This is a genomic window from Belliella buryatensis (assembly GCF_900188245.1).
Classification (GTDB): Bacteria; Bacteroidota; Bacteroidia; order Cytophagales; family Cyclobacteriaceae; genus Belliella; species Belliella buryatensis.
Window position 1 is genome coordinate 129,779 of record NZ_FZOK01000010.1, and the last position, 19,940, is coordinate 149,718.

A 19,940-nucleotide genomic window follows, 5' to 3' on the forward strand; every position below is an offset into this window, starting at 1 on the left:
TATTTATCATTTTTTACATTTGTTGAGACCCCTTATAAACTCAATAAATTAAAATCATGACAATGAAAAATTACAGACTTTATTTGATTTTTTCATTCATCGTAGCTTTTGGATGTAAAGATCAAAATTCAAAAATTTCATATGATGTAAATGGAGAGAAACCAAATATCATCATTATTTACTTGGATGACTTGGGATATGGTGATCTAAGCGCTTATGGAGCTACCGAAATTGAGACTCCTCAGATCGACAAATTGGCAAAAGAGGGAATGATGTTTACCAATGCATACGCTACTTCCGCAACTTGCACACCCAGTAGATATGCCTTATTGACTGGAATTTATCCTTGGAGAAATGATGACGCTAAAATTCTACCTGGCTCAGCACCACTATTAATTGAGACTGATCAGATGACAGTTCCAAAAATGCTAAAAAATGAAGGTTATAATACAGCCATCGTTGGTAAATGGCACCTAGGTCTTGGAGATGGTAATGTTAATTGGAACGAAAAAATAACCCCTGGCCCAAATGAAGTTGGTTTTGATTATGCCTACATCATGGCAGCTACTCAGGACAGGGTACCTACTGTTTATATTGAAAATGGACATGTGGTCGGACTTGATAAAGATGATCCGATATTTGTCGACTATGACAAGAATTTTGAAGGAGAGCCTACAGGAAAAGACAATCCTGAAATGCTCCGTATGATGTGGCATCATGGTCATAATTCTAGCATTGTCAATGGAATTCCGAGGATTGGTTATATGAAAGGTGGGGAGAGTGCCAAATGGATCGATGAAGACATGGCTGATGAGTTCTTAATAAAAGCAAAGGATTACATTAAAGTTAAAAGCAAAGACAGTAAGCCATTTTTCCTCTATTATGCGATGCAACAACCACATGTACCGAGAACTCCACATCCTCGATTTGAGGGGAAGTCAGGAATGGGGCCTAGAGGAGACGTGATTTTAGAAGCAGATTGGTGTGTGGGTGAATTAATGAGAACTTTAGAAGAAGAAGGAATATTAGAAAATACCCTTGTGATTTTCTCTTCTGACAATGGACCTGTCTTGAATGATGGCTACTACGACGATGCAGTAGAAAAACTTGGTAATCATAGACCTTGGGGACCCTTTAGAGGTGGTAAATATAGCCTTTTTGAAGCTGGTACAAGAATTCCTTTCATGACGTATTGGAAGGGAAAGATTCAACCTGGAGTATCTGATGCTTTGATTTCCCAATTGGATATCTTAAGCTCTTTTGCAAGTATGGTTGGAAGTGAAGTCAAAACCGATGATAGCTTGAACTTGATAGATGTGTTGATGGGAAAAAGTAATCAAGGAAGGGAGCATCTTATTCTAGAAGCTATCAGCCGCACGGCTTTGAGAAGTGGAAATTACGTGATGATTCCACCTTATGATGGCCCTGCAATACTTGAATCAGTGAATATTGAGCTAGGGAATAATTCAGAATTTCAACTCTTCAATATCACCCAAGATAAAGGCCAAAAGAATAACCTTGCACAACAAGAAACTGAATTACTAGCAAAGCTGATCAAAAGATTCGAAGAACTTCGTGGAAATTACAATCAAAAGATTGAAGAGATTGAATTGAAATAATAGTTCGCTCTAACTTATCATAGGTGTCATACTTTAGATATGTTCAATCTTACCATCAATGGAAATCATCGTAACACCCAATACTTATTTTGTAACATTTTTGAAAAGTTAGGTTTTGTGTTACAAAAGTGGATAGTCGTGTTACAAGATTTTTGTTATTAGCGAATGAGAATAATTAAAATTACAAGAAGTTTCAAGTGCAAAAGTTTTGATGGACAACCATTTATACTGTGCTGTCTCTACAAAATCCCAAGCAGCTAATATACTGGAAGGAAAAAAATACATCGCCATAATGCACACCCAAGCGAATTAAAAAAATCTAGACAGGCTTAATCCCATCTAAAAACCACCTAAAATTAATAATAACCTAAAATAATCATGGAGTTCTATGAAAACACGTTTACTAGTTAGTTTAATCCTTCTCTTTCTGTTCCAAGTAAATGATTCCTTGGCACAGATAGAAGTAAAAGGAGTTGTTACAGATGATACAACAGGAGACCCTTTAATTGGCGCTACTGTTTTGGTAAAAGATACCTCTAAAGGTACGATTACAGACCTCGATGGAGTGTTTACCATTAGTGTAGATGACGAAAATGCTATTCTTGTCATTTCATATGCTGGTTACAAAAGAATCGAGTTGAAGGTTCAATCCAATATGCAAATCCGTCTCAAGGAGAGTGATGACCTTTTAGATGAATTTGTGGTAATTGGTTATGGGTCTCAAAGAAGAAGTGATCTTACAGGATCTTTGACAGGTGTTAAGAATGAAACACTCATGGAATCGAGAAGCACAGACCTTTTTTCAGCCATGCAAGGACGGATGTCTGGTGTGCAGATTTCTACTGATTCAGGCCAGCCTGGCGCTGGTATGAATATCATTGTCAGGGGACAAACTTCTATCAATGGTTCTTCCTCTCCTTTGTTTGTCATTGATGGAGTACAAATCGATGTCAATTTTGATGAAGTTGCCAGTACAGGATCTTCTCAAGCAAGAGTCAATCCGCTGACTGGTATCAATCCCGCTGATATTGAATCTATAGAAGTATTGAAGGATGCTTCTGCAACGGCAATATATGGTTCAAGAGGTGCGAATGGTGTCGTAATAATCACCACAAAGGCTGGCTCAAGCGGTAGAACCGTAGTTAGCTATTCACTGGATGCAAGTGTATCAGAGCCTATCAGGAGAATGCCAGTATTGTCACCTGATGATTATTTGGTGTATCAAGCTCAAAGAGGCAATTCTCAATTCTTGAATGAAGATACAAATCGTGATGGCACTTTCGACACTCCTAGAGATTTCGGTCAATTAAGATCATTTGATTGGCAAGATGAAGCCTTGAGAGCTGGTGTGACCATGCAGCATCAGTTTGGAATTAGAGGTGGTAACAATAGTACTAATTATTCTATAGGAATTGGAGTCCTCAATCAAGAAGGTCTTGTGGTGAACAACGATTATTCTCAATACAACATGAGATTGAGACTCAACACCAATGTCAATGAAAAATTATCATTTGGCTTTAGTTCAAATGCATCCTACTCTGTACTAAGTGGTGTTGCGAACAATGGTGGCCCTAATAGTTTTACTGGAATCACCCAACAGCTCCTATTAGCCAACCCTTGGAATATCTTAACTGATGATGTGGATTTGGTAAGTGATGGTTATATAAGCCCATTGGATTTGATCCAAAAATCAGACAAGAGTACTAACATACTAAGGTTGATTTCAAGTGTGAACATGAGTTATAAGTTCACAGATAATTTAAAATACACAGGTGTTCTAGGTACGAATGTCAGCCAATCTAAAGTGAAAGAGTATTACGGTTCAGAAACATCTTGGGGTAGACTTCCTAATGGATTGGCTAGGCTGAAAGAAGTAAGCACTTATTCTTACAATCATTCCTCTCAGTTGCATTACAACAAGTCTATTGGAACTAATCATCAAATCGATGCCATGGCGGCATTTGAGGTTTTCCATTATAACTTTGAAGATTTCGCAAATACTGTTTCGGGATTCGAAGACGAAACTACCGGTGTAAATAATATCACGAAGGGTGCAGCTGTCACTTCTTACAGTACACAGCGATACAATAACAATAGACTTTCTTATTTATCTCGAATTAACTATACGCTTTTTGACAAATACTTAATTACAGCAAGTATTCGTGCGGATGGGTCAGATAAGTTTGGTGCTGATAATAGATGGGGATATTTTCCATCTGCAGCTTTTGGCTGGAGAATTTCCGATGAAGGTTTTATGCAGGATATCAGGTCGGTTTCTAATTTGAAATTGAGATTAAGCTATGGTGCAACAGGTAACGAACGTATCCCACCTTACACTTACCTAGCACAATTGGATCCTGTATTCTATGCAAGCAATGATGCCATGATCTTCGGTCTCGCTCCAGGTTCTCTTCCCAATCCAAATTTAAAATGGGAAGTTACAAATCAATTCAATGCTGGGATTGACCTAGGCTTGTTTGATGGCAGATTAAACTTTAGTGCTGATGTTTATCAAAAAATCACAACTGATCTTTTGCTGAATGCACCTATTCCTGCGCAGAGTGGATTTACTGCCCAATGGCAAAATATTGGTAGAATTGATAACTATGGACTTGAATTAGAAATCTCTTCTGTGAATTATGATAAAAATAACTTCACTTGGAGGACCGACTTTAATATTTCTTTCAATAGGAATAAGATCATTGACTTAGGTTCAGCAGATTTTATCCCAATCTCTACACAAGGTGACTTCCAGTCAAACATAGGTAGAGCTGCCGTTGGACAGCCTATTGGAACTATGTTTGGTTTTGTCTTTGATGGCATCTACCAAATAGAAGACTTCACTTGGCAAAATAACAGTGACCCTTCTATACCACATGGAAGCAGAAATTATGTGTTAAGAGATGACTTGCCTGCTTATACAGGAAATCCACAACCTGGAAGAATGAAATATGCTGACACAAATGGTGACGGTGTCATCAATGATGAAGATAGACAAATCATTGGTCAAAGTAATCCTAAGCACTTTGGAGGAATAAACAATACATTCAACTATAAGAACTTTGAATTGTCTATATTTTTCCAATGGTCATATGGCAACGACTTATTCAATGCATCCAAAGTTAGACTCAACGGTGGAGAACCTTGGGCAAACGTAGTTCAGGACTATTTTGTTAATCACTGGACGCCAGAAAATCCAAGTAATCAATATCCTGCACATGGTGCTATTGATAGACAAATTGCATCTTCTTATTACGTAGAGGACGGCTCTTATCTTCGACTAAAAACACTTTCATTTGGCTATTCGCTTCCAAGAGCTATGGCTAGAAAGATAGGAATGGCAAGCCTAAAGGCTAACATCATTGGTAACAATTTACTGACTTGGACCAACTATACCGGATGGGATCCAGAAGTGAATTTCAACAATCCTTTGCTCGCTGGTCTGGATAGAATTCCATATCCTAGAGCAAGAACCTTTACATTGAGCCTAAATGCAACCTTCTAAAAGAATTTGTCATGAAAAAATATATAAAAATCTTATTTCTAGCTGTTTCAGTAATGGCAGCAAGCGCATGTGCTGATTTTCTTGAACCTACACCATTTTCATTTACTGCACCTGAAAATTTCTATAGAACTGCAAATGATGCTGAAATAGCCTTGGTAGGCGTTTATAGCACACTGACAGCTGGCTCTGTTCAAGGAGCAGGTAATGCTTCTGGTTTCCGTAGAGACTTAATGGAAATGCTGGCTAAAGGAACAGATGAAGGTGTTAAACCTGCTAATTTTGCAAATTTGAGAGGTGGGCAGTTTGGAACTGCTGGCTTTACAAGTTCGGATTTTGAGATCAACAATGCTTGGTTTTTCCTTTATGCAGGTATTGGTCGTGCAAACAGCTTGCTCGAAAACCTTGAAAATATGCCTGATAATCTTTTCGCAGGTAGTAGGAAAATTGAAATTGAAGCTGAAGCTAAAGTATTACGTGGATTTCAACACATGATGTTAAGTATGATGTTTGGAGCAATTCCAATATATACTAGTACCAGTGATGATCCCAATTTGCCAAGATTACCAGTACAGGAAGTTTACGAGCAAATTATTTCTGACCTAGAGTTTGGTTATGAAAATCTTCAACATAGAGGCCCAAGAGCCGCTACGGTAAATAAATGGACAGCAGCAGGACTATTGGTAAAAATATATGCTTATCTCGCAAGTATGAATTCTCATGGTTTGAGTGACTTTGGGTATACCCCTAATAGTTTTGCATGGGTGGATGTTGCAGCTAGCTATAATAACGCATTGACAATTTCCGCCGACCTCATTGCGAATAGTGGTTATATCCTTACAGAAAACTATGATAGACTTTTCAGAGAAACCACAAAAAGCGCTCAAGCACAAGAGGTAATGCTTTCTGCGGAAGGTTCTACTGATCCATCACAAAATGTAATTACCATAGTAGTGAATAATTTTATCCCTCAAGGAAATTCACCAATTATTGGCGCTGGCTCGGGTTGGACACGTCCAACAGGTGAATTGTATAATTTATATAATGTGAATGATTTCCGATTCAGCCACAATGTATCAGGAAATTTAGGGGGTAATCCTAATATATTAGATGTATTAGTTGTAGATGGGGTGAGATATTTCCAACCAAGACCACTACCTGGACCAAATAGCCCTTTGATGAGCGTTGGTAAATACAGACTTATGGATCCAGCTCAGAAAAGTTATGCGGCTTTTGCAACTGCACTATCCTTCCCTCTATTAAGATTAGGTGATATTTTACTCCTGAGAGCAGAAGCACTTTATTTTACAGGGGATGAAGCTGGTGCTAGAGTACTTTTAAGTCAAGTTAGAGAACGCTCTGTCTTACCTTCTTCATCTGTAGCAGTTCTCAATAATGCTTATTTCAGGGAAGATTTCTTTGAAGAACTTATTGACGAACGATCTAGAGAACTTTGCTTTGAGATCTGGAGAAGAATTGACCTTGCTCGCTTCAATAAATATGACGAGAAAATAAATGCGCTCAATCCAAATTTTGGTGCTTACAATAGTAATGTAAACTTGATAAAGCAAAACTGGAGATCAGAAAGAGTATGGTTCCCAATACCTATACAACAAATTGACTTGAATCCAAATTTGGATCAAAATCCTGGGTACTAGGAATCCCAAATATTAATCGAATTAAAAGGAGAGCTACTTGAATGTCACTATACTGACTTAAGTGGCTCTTTTTTTAAAATCACATTAAAACACTTCAATGAATAATTGAATAAAATTATAAACATGAATCACTTTGGACTTTTAAGAATCTTAGCTTTAATACCTGCATTCATGTTGGTTCAAAAGCTACATGCACAGGATTTTAGATTGAGTAATTATCTGAATGAAAATGAAAAAGATGTAACATTGGCTGTGCTTACCATGCTACAAGATGCCTCTGAATACAAGGATAGCAAGGTCATTATAGAAGAGGGAGTATATCATTTTTATCCTGAAAAAGCTTACGAGCAGTATAGTTTCGTTTCCAATCATGACAATACCATGCGGAGAATTGCTTTTCCAATCAAGGGTTTTGATGGACTCACGCTTCAGGCATCTGGCGCCAAATTTATTTTTCATGGGCTAATGATGCCATTTTTGATTGAAGATTCTAAAAACGTAGATATCTCTGGATTCTCCATTGATTGGCACATACCATTACACAGTGAAGCATTGGTAGTAGCCAATGATCAAGAAAATGGTTCAGTGGATTTGAAGATTGCAGAAAGCTTCCCTTACACCATCCGAAACGAAAAGTTAATTTTTATCAAGGAAGGTTACGAACATGATTTAGGCAATGCGATTTTATATGACCCTTTGAGAAAGGCAGTAGCATATAATACCAATGATTATACCCCATTGCGGATGAACAAAAATATTGAAATCAAGAACAAGCATTCATTTGATTTTCAAAACTATGTGGATTTGAGGTCACCTGAGTATGTATATCAGAATCAAGAAAATATTCTCAAAGCTGAAGAATTAGCTCATGGATTAGTACGGATTTCAGGCTTGTCCAAAAGTCCACCGCCTGTTGGAATGGTTTTGGTCGCCAAAGGCCAAAATGGAGACAATAGAACAGCTAATGCTATTCACATCAATAAAAGCCAAGATATCAAAATCCATGATGTGACCATCTATCATGCAGGAGGGATGGGTGTGATTGGTGAAAGAAGTATCAATATCACATTGGATAACATGAAAATCTTTCCAAATCCTGAAAGAGATCTAATGGTATCCACCACAGCCGATGCTTCTCACTTTGTCAACTGCAAAGGAGAAATCATCATCAACAACTGTAACTTTAGAAATCAGTTAGATGATGCTACCAATGTTCATGGATCTTATGTGATCGTTTCTGATGTACTCTCACCAAACAAAATAGGAGTGAGGGTTGGACACTTTCAGCAAGGCGGCTTTGACTTTGCAGAAGCAGGAGATAAGATTGGATTTATCAATCAAAAGAAATCTGCTAATATAGAACTTAAGACTACAGTACAGCATGTCAACAAATTAAATGAAAGATATTATATCATCACATTGAGTGAAAATATTGCATCGCAGCTTAATGATGATTATGTAGTTGAAAACTTGGATTGGTATCCTGAATTGACCATTACAAATAATCATTTTGCAGATAACAGAGCTAGAGGAATTCTTTTATCTACACCCAAGAAGACCATTGTTCGAAATAATTATTTCAGTAACATGATGTCGGCGATTTTTGTCCCTGTTGAATTAACTTGGTGGTACGAGTCAGGTAGTGCACAGGATCTGCTGATTGAAGGGAATACTTTTGGTGATTGTGCTTATGGAGGAGGAGACAGACCTGTGATTTATATTGAGACAGACTTGGATAAAACCGATTACATCTTCGGGAACATCACCATTAAAAACAATACGTTTACCAACTTCAATCCTTCTATTCTTAAAGCCAATGGTGTCCGCTATCTTGAGTTTTCAGATAATAAAATCGAAAACTCTAAGAGCTTTCCGGCATTATACCCAAGTGCTCATGTCCTAGATGTCCATCACATAGACACACTTATAATAAAAAATATAGATATCACAGTTGATTTTCAAAATAAGTTAAAAGCTATAGATGTGATCAACAAGGTATCAAACATGTAATTCAGAAAACATCAACTAAAATAATTCCCTTGATATAGAAAATAGAGCTATTAATAGAATCAAATTGTCTCAAATGTGCATATTAAAAAGATTTATCATGAATTGTTACATTTCTAAAGATTGGTGTTACAGCGAAAATTGTTTTCTGATTTTAAATAAAATTACTTTGGAAATAAGAGCTCAAACCTATTAAACCTATTAATTCCTTTAAAAACCCAAAATGAAAAACCGAATATTATTTATCCCTTTCTGCTTCCTAGCAGTATTGATTTCAAATACACTAACGGCCCAAATCGATCCAGGGAGAAACTTTGACCTTCAAGGATTCATAGATAAAGAAATCTCTAAAGGGAAAAAAGAAATCGTCATTCCTCCAGGCAGGTATCGAGTAAAACCAAAAGGAAACACACATCTACTCTTTGAAAACCTCAACGACATCACCATTCTAGCAAATGATGTAGAGTTGATTTGCACAGAGACAGTTCAAGCAATAAATATAACCAATTGTAAGAATCTGAAAATTCAAGGTCTGGCAGTGGATTACGATCCACTGCCATTTACCCAAGGGAGAATCGTTGGGATGTCTGATGACAAAACACAGTTGACGGTAGATATACTTGAAGGCTATACTACCAACCTCAGGAACGATAAACTAGAAATATACAGCCCCAAAACAGGCGAATTGGTGACCAGAACTTATTATTCTGTCACTTATGATGTAGATGAAGCCAATAAGAGTGTAGTGTTTACCAAAAAACCTCAAGCGAACGAGCAACACTCCTTCGAAGAAATCGGGGATATCATCGTGTTTGACACCTATAATAAACGCTTTAGTCCTCATTCCATACTTATGCGTGATAGTGAGGGCTTAGTTCTAGACGGTATCACAGTTTATTCAGGGACAACTTTTGCATTTTTTGAAATGAGTTGTAATGGTTCCAAGTATGTCAATTGTAAAGTAGACCGAAGACCTCTAGAATCTGATATCAAACCAAGAGAAGTCAAAAGGATGCGTAGCAATAATGCGGATGGATTTCATTCCAAATCTGCTGAAGTAGGGCCTTCATATCGAAATTGCTTGGCGCGATACAATGGGGACGATGGATTTGCAATCAGCGGACAATATCATGTGATCACAGCGACAAATGAAAATATCATCACAGTAGTAGGAAAATCAGGAAAAACTCCTGATATCAAGGTAGGTGATCCAGTAGAATTGGTTTCATATGATGGAAGTCGCCTCGAGGATGCTACTGTACTTTCCATAAAAAAAGGACGAGCCCTTAATGCCGAAGAAAAGAAATTCTTAGGTACCCAAAAATTCTTAGCTGAATCAGGTAAAACCAAAGATGCTCCGAATGTCTACTTAATTGAAATAGATAGACCTATCAACCTTCCATTGGGCAGCGTAATAGCCTCAGCCAATAAATTAGGGAATGGATTTGAAATAATAGACTGCATAGCTGGCCCAAATAGAAGTAGGGGAATCATAGCAAAAGCCAGCAATGGAACGATTGCAAATAACCAATTAATAAGTAATTGGGGAATGGGTATCAAATGTTCTCCAGAGCATCAATGGCTGGAAGCAGGAAGTGGGAATAACCTGATGATTATAAACAACATAGTCAAATATTGTCGTGATGTTGGCATTGCTGTATATGCATTCGGAGGCAATGGTCAAGTGGGGACAGCTGGTGCACACAACAACATTACTATCCAAGGAAACACGGTTTCTGAATCCATTAATCCTGGCTTTGGTATCACCTCTACTATTGGACTCAAATTCCTAGATAATAAGGTGATATCTCCTGATAATACAAACCTACTCCCTTGGAGAAGAGATTTTGGCAGGGATAAGGATTCCAATAGAACTGTCTACTTAGAAAATGTAGAAAATATTGAAGAGAATTTTGGATTGAAAATTTTAGTACATGAAAAATAGATCGATCAGATGGACACTAACCATTGGAGCGCTGGGAGTGGTCTTGGCATATGGTTTTATCCAGTATCCAGAGAAAGTTCAAGAACGTCCAAATATTCTTTTTTGCATCATGGACGATGCATCGCCTCACATGAGCGCTTATGGAGTTGACTGGGTTTCAACCCCACATTTTGATCGATTAGCTAGTGAAGGCTTGTTATTTACCAATGCCTATACACCAAATGCCAAGTGCGCCCCATCAAGAGCCAATGTTTTGACTGGACGAAATTCTTGGCAATTGGAGGAGGCTGGCAATCACGTGGCCGTTTTTCCAGCCAAATTCAAGACATTTCCAGAAGTATTAAGAGCAAATGGATATGAAACTGCTAGAACTGGTAAAGGATACGCTCCAGGAGATCCTGGAACAATCGATGGAAAAAGACGGGAGCTGATTGGATCTCCTGTAAAAAAACACAACACCGAACCTTGGACAACTGGCATGAGCAGTGCAGATTATTCTTCTGAATTCGATTATTTTCTTGATAACCTTGAAGATGGCAAGCCTTGGTTTTTTTGGTATGGAGCCCATGAACCCCATAGAAAATATGAATATGGCTCAGGTCAGGCCAATGGCAAAAAACTGGAAGATATAGATAGGGTGCCAGGATTTTGGCCAGATACCGACACGGTGAGAAATGACATGTTGGATTATGCACTAGAGATAGAATATGCAGACATGCATTTAGGAAGAATGATAGCAAGCCTTGAAAAAAGAGGATTGCTGGAAAATACAATCATTGTCATGACTTCGGATCATGGAATGCCTTTCCCAAGAGCAAAAGCGCAGGAATACATTTACTCCAACAAAGTGCCCTTGGCTATCAGATGGCCCAAAGGAATAAAAAGCCCAGGCAGAATTATCAAAGACATGGTGAGTTTCATAGATTTTGCCCCTACATTTTTGGAATTAGCAGGCATATCTTTTAAAGACTCAAAAATGCATCCCTCTCCTGGAAAGAGCCTTACGGATATATTTTATTCAAACAAGGAAGGTCAGGTAAACCCCGAAAGAGATTTTGTTTTGATTGGACGAGAGCGTCATGATTATGGCAGACCAGAAAATAAAGGATTTCCCATTCGTGGTATAGTTTCCAATGATTACATGTACCTGTTCAATTATGATATTTCACTGTATCCTGCTGGAAACCCTGAGGTAGGTTATTTGGATTGTGATGCTTCGCCGACTAAGACACAAATACTCAATATGCGTCGCTCCGGTCAAGACCAGTTTTTCTGGAATTTGTCCTTTGGCAAAAGAATTTCTGAAGAGGAATTCTTTAACGTCAAGAATGATCCAGATTGTATGATCAACCTATCCGAAGACCCTAATTTACTAAAATTGAAAATATCTATGAAAAATCAAATGGAGGCAATTCTCAAAGAGCAAGAAGATCCAAGGATGTTTGGAAATGGAGATATTTTCAATTCTTATGGATTCAACAATCCACAAGGATGGAATTACTACGAGCGCTATATGAATGGAGAATTTACAATTAAGGATACGCCATGGGTAAATCCCACAGATGCTGAAAAAGAGCCAATAGATTAAAACAATTTCCCAAAATGACCTATAAGAACCAATTTAAGCACTTGTTGATCCCAATCATCTTTACACATCTACTTGATGCATCAGCCTTTGCCCAGAATACACCTGATAAGACTCAACCTAACATTGTACTCTTATTTGTAGATGACTGGGGATGGGCTGATGTCGGTTATCGCAATGACAGGTTTGAAACTCCCCATATCAATCGATTAAAAAGAGATGGGATGGAGTTCACAAGAGCTTATGTACCGACACCCACTTGTAGTCCAAGTAGAGCAAGTTTGCTTACGGGAAAGGAGGCAATACGCTTGGAGATGCCGCGTCATATAGAACATAAAAACAAGGACGGTAGCAATGATGACAAATATAATTACTGGAAAAATGATCCTGCACAAATGCCTTCCATCAATTGGCTTCCATTGGAGGAGGAAACTTATGCAGAAGTATTGAAGGAGCAAGGCTACTACAATATGTTCATTGGAAAGTGGCATTTGGGACATGAACCCTATTATCCAATTTATCAAGGTTTTGACGAGATGTTTGGAACCGGTAATTGGGGTCATCCAAAAAGTTACTATCCTGAATTTTTCAAAGATGATTTACTTGCCGAGTATGAAGAAGATTATCTAACAGATATTTTGACAAATAAAGCAGTGGATTTTCTAAATAATTACAAACAAGAAAATCCTTTTATGCTGACCTTTTGGTATTACAATGTTCACTCACCTTTTGTTGGAAGGAAGGATCTTGTTGATCATTTTCTTGCAAAAGGTTATGAATCAAAAGAAGCTACTTATGCTGCGATGGTGGCAAGTGTGGATGAATCTGTAGGACGTATTAGGGAAGCACTTGCGCTAAATGGTTTGGATGAAAATACCGTAATTTTGCTTATTTCTGATCAAGGAGGATTCTATAGCAATGCGCCTTTGTCAGGAGCTAAAACTGGAGGAAATACCTTAGGTGAAGGTGGGGCAAGAGTTCCATTTTACGTGTATTATCCAGGCTTAACCACACCTGATTCTACCATTGACACACCCATCCAAACAATCGATGTATTTCCAACATTGGTTGAGATAGCATCTTTAAAGCCTTATTCGTCTGATAAAATACAAGGAGTTAGCTTCATGCCTGCATTGAAAGAGGAGCCACTCGATACCAGAGATTTGTTTTTTTACAGAAGCTATGAAGACCAGTATGCAGCCATCATATCAGGAGACTGGAAACTAATCAAATACAGAAGCGGAAAGTTCGAATTATTTAATGTAGTCCAAGACATCTCCGAGCAACAAAATCGAGTAGGAGAGGGCTTAGCCATAGAAGTAGCATTGAAAAACAAACTAGAAAAATGGGAATCTGAAGCGGTTCCAACTTATTAATACCTATAACCTAAATTCAATTAAAATGAAAAATGTACTATTAATCTTAGCAATGATCCTTTCAAATGTCCTTTGGGCATCTGATATTCAAACCTCCCTTCAAGAAAAAAAAGCCGAATACTATGCTGCTGAGGCAGTCAAGCATTTCAAACTTAAAGACTCCAAAAAGCAAGCAATATACGAGGCCAAATTGGCACTGATTCAAGCTCAAAAGGAAATGGCTGACAAGAACAAAAGTGGTGAAATCAAGAAATCAGAAATGGAGCAGTATAGGAAAAAAAATGTCTACCCACATACAAAAGCTGTAATGGATGCCATAGGTGTTCAATGGGATAAACTAGAACCATTTAATGATAGGGTACACCCAATCATGAATAAGATGACCATGTAAATAAACATGAATGACAAAATATCATGTGCTATTAAGAAAGTTATATTCATTAAAGAGTAGTACTCAAATTATAGCAGACGATTTTATAATTAATAAATGGACAAGCCAAATACAGGCTTGCGATATTGACGCATCTATACTAGTAGTAGATGCGTCATGTTTTTGTGCCTGAATGTTGAGAAAAAATTGACTAATTTATTCACATAAATTGTTTTAAGATTTTTAATGAACGATTTAACCTATATTTTGAACAGATAACACAAAATTCAAGTCTATAAAGAGGCTAAATTTGAAAGATAAAATTTGAACTTAATTTCTAGCTATTAACTAAACAATGAAATACATATTTTCAATATTACTTATTCCACTTTTAAGTTTTAACGCTTTCGCTCAGACAAATGTCAAAGGGAAAATTATCGATAGCCTTGATGATCCTATTCCATTTGCTTTGGTTTCATTTTTAGACAAATCAGGAGAAAAGCTTCTTAGCTCCACTGTGGCAGATGAAGTTGGATTGTTTCAAATTACCCTTGAACCCAATACCTACCAAATGGTCGTGTCATTTATGGGTTTCAAAGAATTGGTGGTTCCAGAAATTAAGGTAACTGGTCAAAATTTGGACTTGGGTCAATTCAAACTGGAAGAATCAGTGCAAGAGCTTGCGGAATACCAAGTAGAAGGAAAGAGTTTTGCAATTCAACAAACCGTCGGCAAGCAAATTTTCTCAAGCTCGGATTTTGAAGCAGCAGTTGGTGGAAATGTAACTGATATTTTGAGAAATCTACCATCGATCTCTATCAATGGCGAGGGAGAATTGACTTTAAGAGGAGCAACGGGATTTTTACTGCTCTTGAATGGTAAACCAGTCCAAGGGGATCCCATGAGTATTCTCGGCCAACTTCCAGCCAACATCATTGAAAATATTGAAATTACCACTTCTCCCTCTTCAAAATTTGATGCAGATGGAAAAGCTGGTGTGATCAATATTTTGACAAAAAAGGGCACCATCGATGGTCTTTCTCTAGTCATGAATGGCTTTGCCGGTGCACCATCGCTAGACCTTCATGACAATCAAAACCAACCTAGGAGGTACAATGCTGATTTCACTTTAAATTATATTAAAAATAAATGGGACATCGCTATAGGAGCGGATTATAACAGAAATGATATCGCTGGTTTTAGAAATGGAACCATTGAAGTACTAAGAGGGGATACGCTCACCAGCTCCATTTCTAGTGGTGAAAGAAGTTATAGACGGAGCAGTTATTCTTACAGAGGCTTAGTTTCTTATAATTGGAATGACTTGCATAAAACAAGCGCTTCTATCAATGCAGGAGCCAAAAGGGAGCTCCGAACTGCTGACTTACTTTATAATCAATCAAGGAGAAGAGCCTCAAATCCTATGGCATTCGAGAATTTCCCTTATTTCAATGAAAACGGAAGAGAAAGAAACAGTGATTTTTTAATCATTCAAATGGATCATTCATGGAAAATCTCTAAAACATCAAAAGTTGATGCTTCTTTTCTATATGAAAAAACCGAGTTGGGTGGACCGACTATCAATATTAATAGAAATCCAGAAAACCCTTTAGATGTCTATGATTTACAAAGAATGGAAGAATTCAATCCACTAGAAGGTTTCAGGGCAAACATTGACTTCGAAAATAAACTTTCTGATAATCTGGATTTGATGGCTGGCTACCAATTTAGGAGATTGAAGCATACCGGTGTTTTTGAATTTTTCGAAAGACAATTTGATATTGGAAGAGACAATTTATTACCAGAATTTAGTAGCGATATTTTATTAGAAAGAAATATTCATGCTTTTTATAGCCAAATCAATGGCAAAAAATCAAATAAGTTAGATTATAGCGTTGGACTTAGGCTTGAAAAAACAGAGAGGGACTTTTTAGATAATACCAATTCGGAAAATTATAATCTCTCGCTTCTTAATGTGTTTCCAAACTTGAATTTAAACTATGCAATGGGAGATTATTCTTTCAATTTTGCTTATTCAAGAAGGATTGACAGAACCATCACATCCATGATGAATCCTTTCTTTGCAAGAAGACATGCTGAAGTTCTTGAAGTAGGAGACCCTGAATTATTACCTGAATTTACAGATGCACTCGAAATTGGCGGAAAAAAGCTCTTTGATAAAGGTTCTCTTTTTATGACTTCTTATTATAGAAGAACTACCAACTCGATCAATAGAATCAATGCAGTATTCAATGATTCAATATTATTGAGAGTTTATACCAATGCAGGTGTCTCCAATGTTTTGGGGCTAGAGACTGGTACCGAGTATGAATTTACCGATTGGGCAAAAATCTATTTTGGTGCAAACATCTTCTATTTTAATATCCAAGGTGAACTGATGGGCGAACCGCGCTCCAATTCAAGCTTAAACTCTTCTTTTGATATCAACACTACCATTGGTCTGACCAAAGGGTTTACTATGGTTTTTAATTTTAACTATCTCTCAAGAACTGTAACCTTCCAGGGCGAAGAATCATCTTTCTTTTCACCTAACCTAAGCTTGAAAAAGAGTTTGCCTCGAGCCAAGCTGGATTTAGCATTGCATTGGAGGAACATAGGACTAGGCATGATCAATTCAAATCGACAAACTATATCTGGATCAGGAAGGGGCTTTTTCACCTCTACCGAATACATTTCCGAAAGAGATATCGTCGCATTCAGTATCTCCTATAGACTCAATCAAATCAATAAATTATTAAGGTTCTCTAAAAGTGAATTTGGGGATAAGGAGTATTAAAAATCAATTGATCCTAAGAAACAAATAAATCTGGAATTGAGTATTGTGATCAAGATTTCTAAAAGTCCTAAAAACAAATCCTGCTTTTGGTAAAAGCAGGATTTGTTTGTAAAATTATGTGTATTCAGCTTGAATTCACGTATCAAAAAAACTTATAGTAGAATGGTCGATTTCATGTTCGGTTAACTGTTGTCTGTTGATGGGTTTCCGCAAAATGTAAATGCCTCTACTTAATTAAATTGCAACGTTGCACTTATTGATAATTTTTAATCAGCCATCTCCAATCTTAAAATCTTTCAATTTTTCAATACTTCCTAATCTCAAGTCCCTCCATAAAATCATCCAAAGCACTAACTCCATCTTGTTCAGGAAAGGAATCCCAAAAGCCTTCAAGACTTTTGCTGAATAGTCCTTGAGTTGTAGCCAGATACACTTTCCCGTTAAACTCAGCGATATCATTTAGTTTTGTAAATTCCACACCTTCATTATTCAACCTTCTGACTACAAGTTCCTCGTCTGCTTTGTAACCCTCTACTTCATAGAATTCAGCAAAGTTAGGGTTCCAAATCACCAATCGATCTTGGATTAATCTAAATTTAAAATTGTTAAAAGAAGTAATGATAAAGTAAAAGTTATCTCTACTTTGATCTGAAGAAACTCTTAATTCACGAAAACCTCCCAATAAAAGCTGACCTTCACTAGTAAAAGCATGACCAAAATAAGATAGATCGTCTTGCGAATATAAGAGCTCAGCTCTACCAGCTTTATCTATAAAATAAGTCCCATTGGAAGAAAAATCAATATTGTTAATAGAGGCAATCCACCCGTCTTCGAAAGCATCTACTTTATAAAAAGTGGGGCCAAAATTTTGGCTGCTGGTTGGTATATCTACCTTGATAACATCATTACCACTTTCTACCGTCCCAAATAAGCTAAAGTGCTTTTCAAAATCAAAGATATAAATGCCATTGACACCGTCCACAATGAGCGAACTGATCAAATGATCTTCATTCATTTCAAAATTACTCAGCGAAACGCTAGGGTTAACGCGGACATAATTCTCATGGGAAATAAGTCTATCCAAAAATATAGATGAACTTCTACTTTCATTGACATCATAGATATTGTAAACATTCAAACTCTGATCTGCCGCAACAATGTATTGGGATGACAAACTTTGTCTCAAGTCCATATTATTATTTCTACTACAGCATAACTGAATAATTTCTCCACTGTTGTCCATATACCCAGGATTGGTTTTATTGGAGAAAAGCATCCGATCACCAATGACTTTTATTCTCTGCACATCAGAATATCCAAAGTTGAATAAAAAATGATCATGCCTCTCAAACTGTTCCAACTCAACTTCTGTTTCAATTGAAGGTTCCTCAGACTCTTTACAAGAAAAAAGTAAACCAAAAAATAGTAATAGAATACTTGTATAATTTTTCATAGTTGTATTTACATTATTCTCAAATATAAAAATCCCAATCAAAATAGAAAAACATTAGTTAATTAAATCCCTCAACTTGCTAACATTTATAAAAAGTGGTTCAATTAAACTTTGTAAGTTTTCCATTTACCCCTGCTAAAAAGCCAAAGTGTGAAAAGTCCCACTGACGACTCTGAAAAGAAGATGGCCCAAAAAACACCTATATATCCCCAATCCAAATGAATAGCCAAGAGGTATGCTAGGGGGATTTGTATAAGCCAAAAGAAGACAACATTGATTTTTGTTGGTGTGACCGTATCACCAGCCCCGTTGAAAGCTTGGACAGAAACCATCCACCAACCATAAATGAAGAAAGAGTAGGAGAGGATCCGCAACCAATCGGATCCCACTTGAATGACAACAGAATCTGAAGTAAATGTTGCCATCAAGTCGTTAGCAAAAAAGAAATATATGAAAGAGACCAAAACAAGAAAAACCATATTATATGCTCCTGTTTTCCAAATTGCTGATTCAGCCCGGTCAGCGTCATTGGCTCCCAAATTTTGACCTACAAGCGTTGCAGCAGCATTAGAAAGTCCCCAAGCTGGCATCATAGTAAATAATAAAACCCGCAAAGCAATAGTAGCTCCTGCAACTGCTTCACTGCTGATATCTGCCAAGATCCGCATAATAAATATCCAGGCACTCATGGCAATGATCATTTGTCCAATTCCACCTAAGGAGGTTTGAATTAAGTTCAAAATTACATTTCCACTCCAGATCAAATGCCTTTTAAGAACCTTGATATGTTTCCCTCCACGGAATAAAACCCAAATCTGAATTAAAACCCCAATCCCACGACCTATAGTAGTCGCAATTGCAGCCCCCTCAATTCCATAAGCAGGAATTGGTCCTAATCCAAAAATCAAAATGGGGTCTAAAAGGATATTAATTCCATTGGAAACCCACAAAACCCGCATTGCGATAGCTGCATCACCAGCCCCTCTAAAAATCGAATTGATGACAAAAAGCAACATGATCACCGCATTACTTCCAAGCATCCATTGGGTGTAGCGATACCCATATGCAATAGCCCATTCATCAGCACCCATTAAGGCAAGGAGTTCTTTGGAATAGAAGATACCCAAGACTGCAAAAGGCAAAGACGCCAATATGGCCAAGAAGATAGCTTGTACAGCAGATATAGCAGCTTGATTCTTCTCCTTTTCACCCGTCCTTCGTGCAATTATAGCCGTTACAGCTGTTGCAAGACCCATCCCAATGGAATACAATAAAAACAAATAAGTTTCTGTCAATCCTACAGTTGCCACAGCGGAAGCGCCAAGCTTTCCTACAAAATAGATATCGACCACAGCAAAAGTGGATTCCATCAACAATTCCAAAATCATTGGAACAGCCAAAAGAAAAATGGCTTTTTTCATGTCAATTTGCGTGTAGTCCTCCTCTGAGCCTTTCAAGGCCAAAATAAGGTGCTGCCAAAGCCCCTTTGTGGATACCTTAATATCTTCCTTCATGAAAATCAAATTAAAGAAGATCGAAAATAAATTGTTTTTTTGGTAATTTAAGTTTCGCTGAATTAATAATTCATCTTTCTCTAGGATCTTCTATTTTTCATATAGAAGTTAATT

Annotated in this window: 11 protein-coding genes; 9 read left to right on the forward strand and 2 right to left on the reverse strand. The window is 37.3% G+C overall.

The annotated features are described in order from the left end of the window. Nucleotides 1–62 precede the first annotated feature (62 nt). The 9 genes from CHB66_RS11560 to CHB66_RS11600 all read left to right on the forward strand — a co-directional run bounded on the left by CHB66_RS11560 (nt 63) and on the right by CHB66_RS11600 (nt 16,859). Entirely contained in the window at nt 63–1,619 is a 1,557-nt protein-coding gene (locus CHB66_RS11560) for a sulfatase family protein (RefSeq protein ID WP_394335282.1), read from the forward strand. 388 nt (nt 1,620–2,007) lie between these two features. Then, complete coding sequence (locus tag CHB66_RS11565; RefSeq protein WP_089241085.1) at nt 2,008–5,124, forward strand: SusC/RagA family TonB-linked outer membrane protein; 3,117 nt, start codon at nt 2,008–2,010, stop codon at nt 5,122–5,124. 11 nt (nt 5,125–5,135) lie between these two features. Further along, nucleotides 5,136–6,779: a RagB/SusD family nutrient uptake outer membrane protein gene (locus tag CHB66_RS11570; protein ID WP_089241087.1), complete on the forward strand. Its 1,644-nt coding sequence runs from the start codon at nt 5,136–5,138 to the stop codon at nt 6,777–6,779. A gap of 123 nt (nt 6,780–6,902) precedes the next feature. After that, nucleotides 6,903–8,789, forward strand: coding sequence for an alpha-1,3-galactosidase-related protein (locus CHB66_RS11575; protein ID WP_089241089.1), 1,887 nt, complete (start codon nt 6,903–6,905; stop codon nt 8,787–8,789). A 220-nt stretch (nt 8,790–9,009) separates the two neighbouring features. Then, complete coding sequence (locus CHB66_RS11580) at nt 9,010–10,731, forward strand: right-handed parallel beta-helix repeat-containing protein (protein WP_089241091.1); 1,722 nt, start codon at nt 9,010–9,012, stop codon at nt 10,729–10,731. Next, nucleotides 10,721–12,319: a sulfatase family protein gene (locus CHB66_RS11585; RefSeq protein WP_089241093.1), complete on the forward strand. Its 1,599-nt coding sequence runs from the start codon at nt 10,721–10,723 to the stop codon at nt 12,317–12,319. The genes CHB66_RS11580 and CHB66_RS11585 overlap by 11 nt, the downstream gene beginning before the upstream one ends. A gap of 14 nt (nt 12,320–12,333) precedes the next feature. Continuing rightward, nucleotides 12,334–13,692: a sulfatase gene (locus CHB66_RS11590; RefSeq protein ID WP_089241095.1), complete on the forward strand. Its 1,359-nt coding sequence runs from the start codon at nt 12,334–12,336 to the stop codon at nt 13,690–13,692. A gap of 25 nt (nt 13,693–13,717) precedes the next feature. Beyond that, on the forward strand, nt 13,718–14,083 hold the full coding sequence (locus tag CHB66_RS11595; RefSeq protein WP_089241097.1) for a hypothetical protein: 366 nt from the start codon (nt 13,718–13,720) through the stop codon (nt 14,081–14,083). Nucleotides 14,084–14,417: 334 nt separating this feature from the next. After that, nucleotides 14,418–16,859, forward strand: a complete 2,442-nt coding sequence (locus tag CHB66_RS11600; protein WP_089241099.1) for a TonB-dependent receptor domain-containing protein — start codon at nt 14,418–14,420, stop codon at nt 16,857–16,859. Nucleotides 16,860–17,163: 304 nt separating this feature from the next. Here CHB66_RS11600 and CHB66_RS11605 read toward each other — a convergent pair whose 3' ends face one another. Together CHB66_RS11605 and CHB66_RS11610 are read right to left on the reverse strand one after the other, a co-directional pair. Further along, a complete protein-coding gene (locus CHB66_RS11605; RefSeq protein WP_089241101.1) occupies nt 17,164–18,312 on the reverse strand; it encodes a hypothetical protein in 1,149 nt (382 codons plus the stop codon). A gap of 104 nt (nt 18,313–18,416) precedes the next feature. Beyond that, the gene (locus tag CHB66_RS11610) at nt 18,417–19,826 is read right to left on the reverse strand and encodes an MATE family efflux transporter (RefSeq protein WP_089241103.1); all 1,410 of its coding nucleotides are present in this window, start codon (nt 19,824–19,826) and stop codon (nt 18,417–18,419) included. Nucleotides 19,827–19,940: the final 114 nt, after the last annotated feature.

Bases quoted from the DNA above. Each gene is read 5' to 3' on its own strand.
- CHB66_RS11580 (WP_089241091.1), top strand. From the start codon at position 9,010: ATGAAAAACCGAATATTATTTATCCCTTTCTGCTTCCTAGCAGTATTG.
- CHB66_RS11610 (WP_089241103.1), bottom strand. From the start codon at position 19,826: ATGAAGGAAGATATTAAGGTATCCACAAAGGGGCTTTGGCAGCACCTT.
- CHB66_RS11590 (WP_089241095.1), top strand. From the start codon at position 12,334: ATGACCTATAAGAACCAATTTAAGCACTTGTTGATCCCAATCATCTTT.
- CHB66_RS11565 (WP_089241085.1), top strand. From the start codon at position 2,008: ATGAAAACACGTTTACTAGTTAGTTTAATCCTTCTCTTTCTGTTCCAA.
- CHB66_RS11595 (WP_089241097.1), top strand. From the start codon at position 13,718: ATGAAAAATGTACTATTAATCTTAGCAATGATCCTTTCAAATGTCCTT.
- CHB66_RS11560 (WP_394335282.1), top strand. From the start codon at position 63: ATGAAAAATTACAGACTTTATTTGATTTTTTCATTCATCGTAGCTTTT.
- CHB66_RS11600 (WP_089241099.1), top strand. From the start codon at position 14,418: ATGAAATACATATTTTCAATATTACTTATTCCACTTTTAAGTTTTAAC.
- CHB66_RS11575 (WP_089241089.1), top strand. From the start codon at position 6,903: ATGAATCACTTTGGACTTTTAAGAATCTTAGCTTTAATACCTGCATTC.
- CHB66_RS11585 (WP_089241093.1), top strand. From the start codon at position 10,721: ATGAAAAATAGATCGATCAGATGGACACTAACCATTGGAGCGCTGGGA.
- CHB66_RS11605 (WP_089241101.1), bottom strand. From the start codon at position 18,312: ATGAAAAATTATACAAGTATTCTATTACTATTTTTTGGTTTACTTTTT.
- CHB66_RS11570 (WP_089241087.1), top strand. From the start codon at position 5,136: ATGAAAAAATATATAAAAATCTTATTTCTAGCTGTTTCAGTAATGGCA.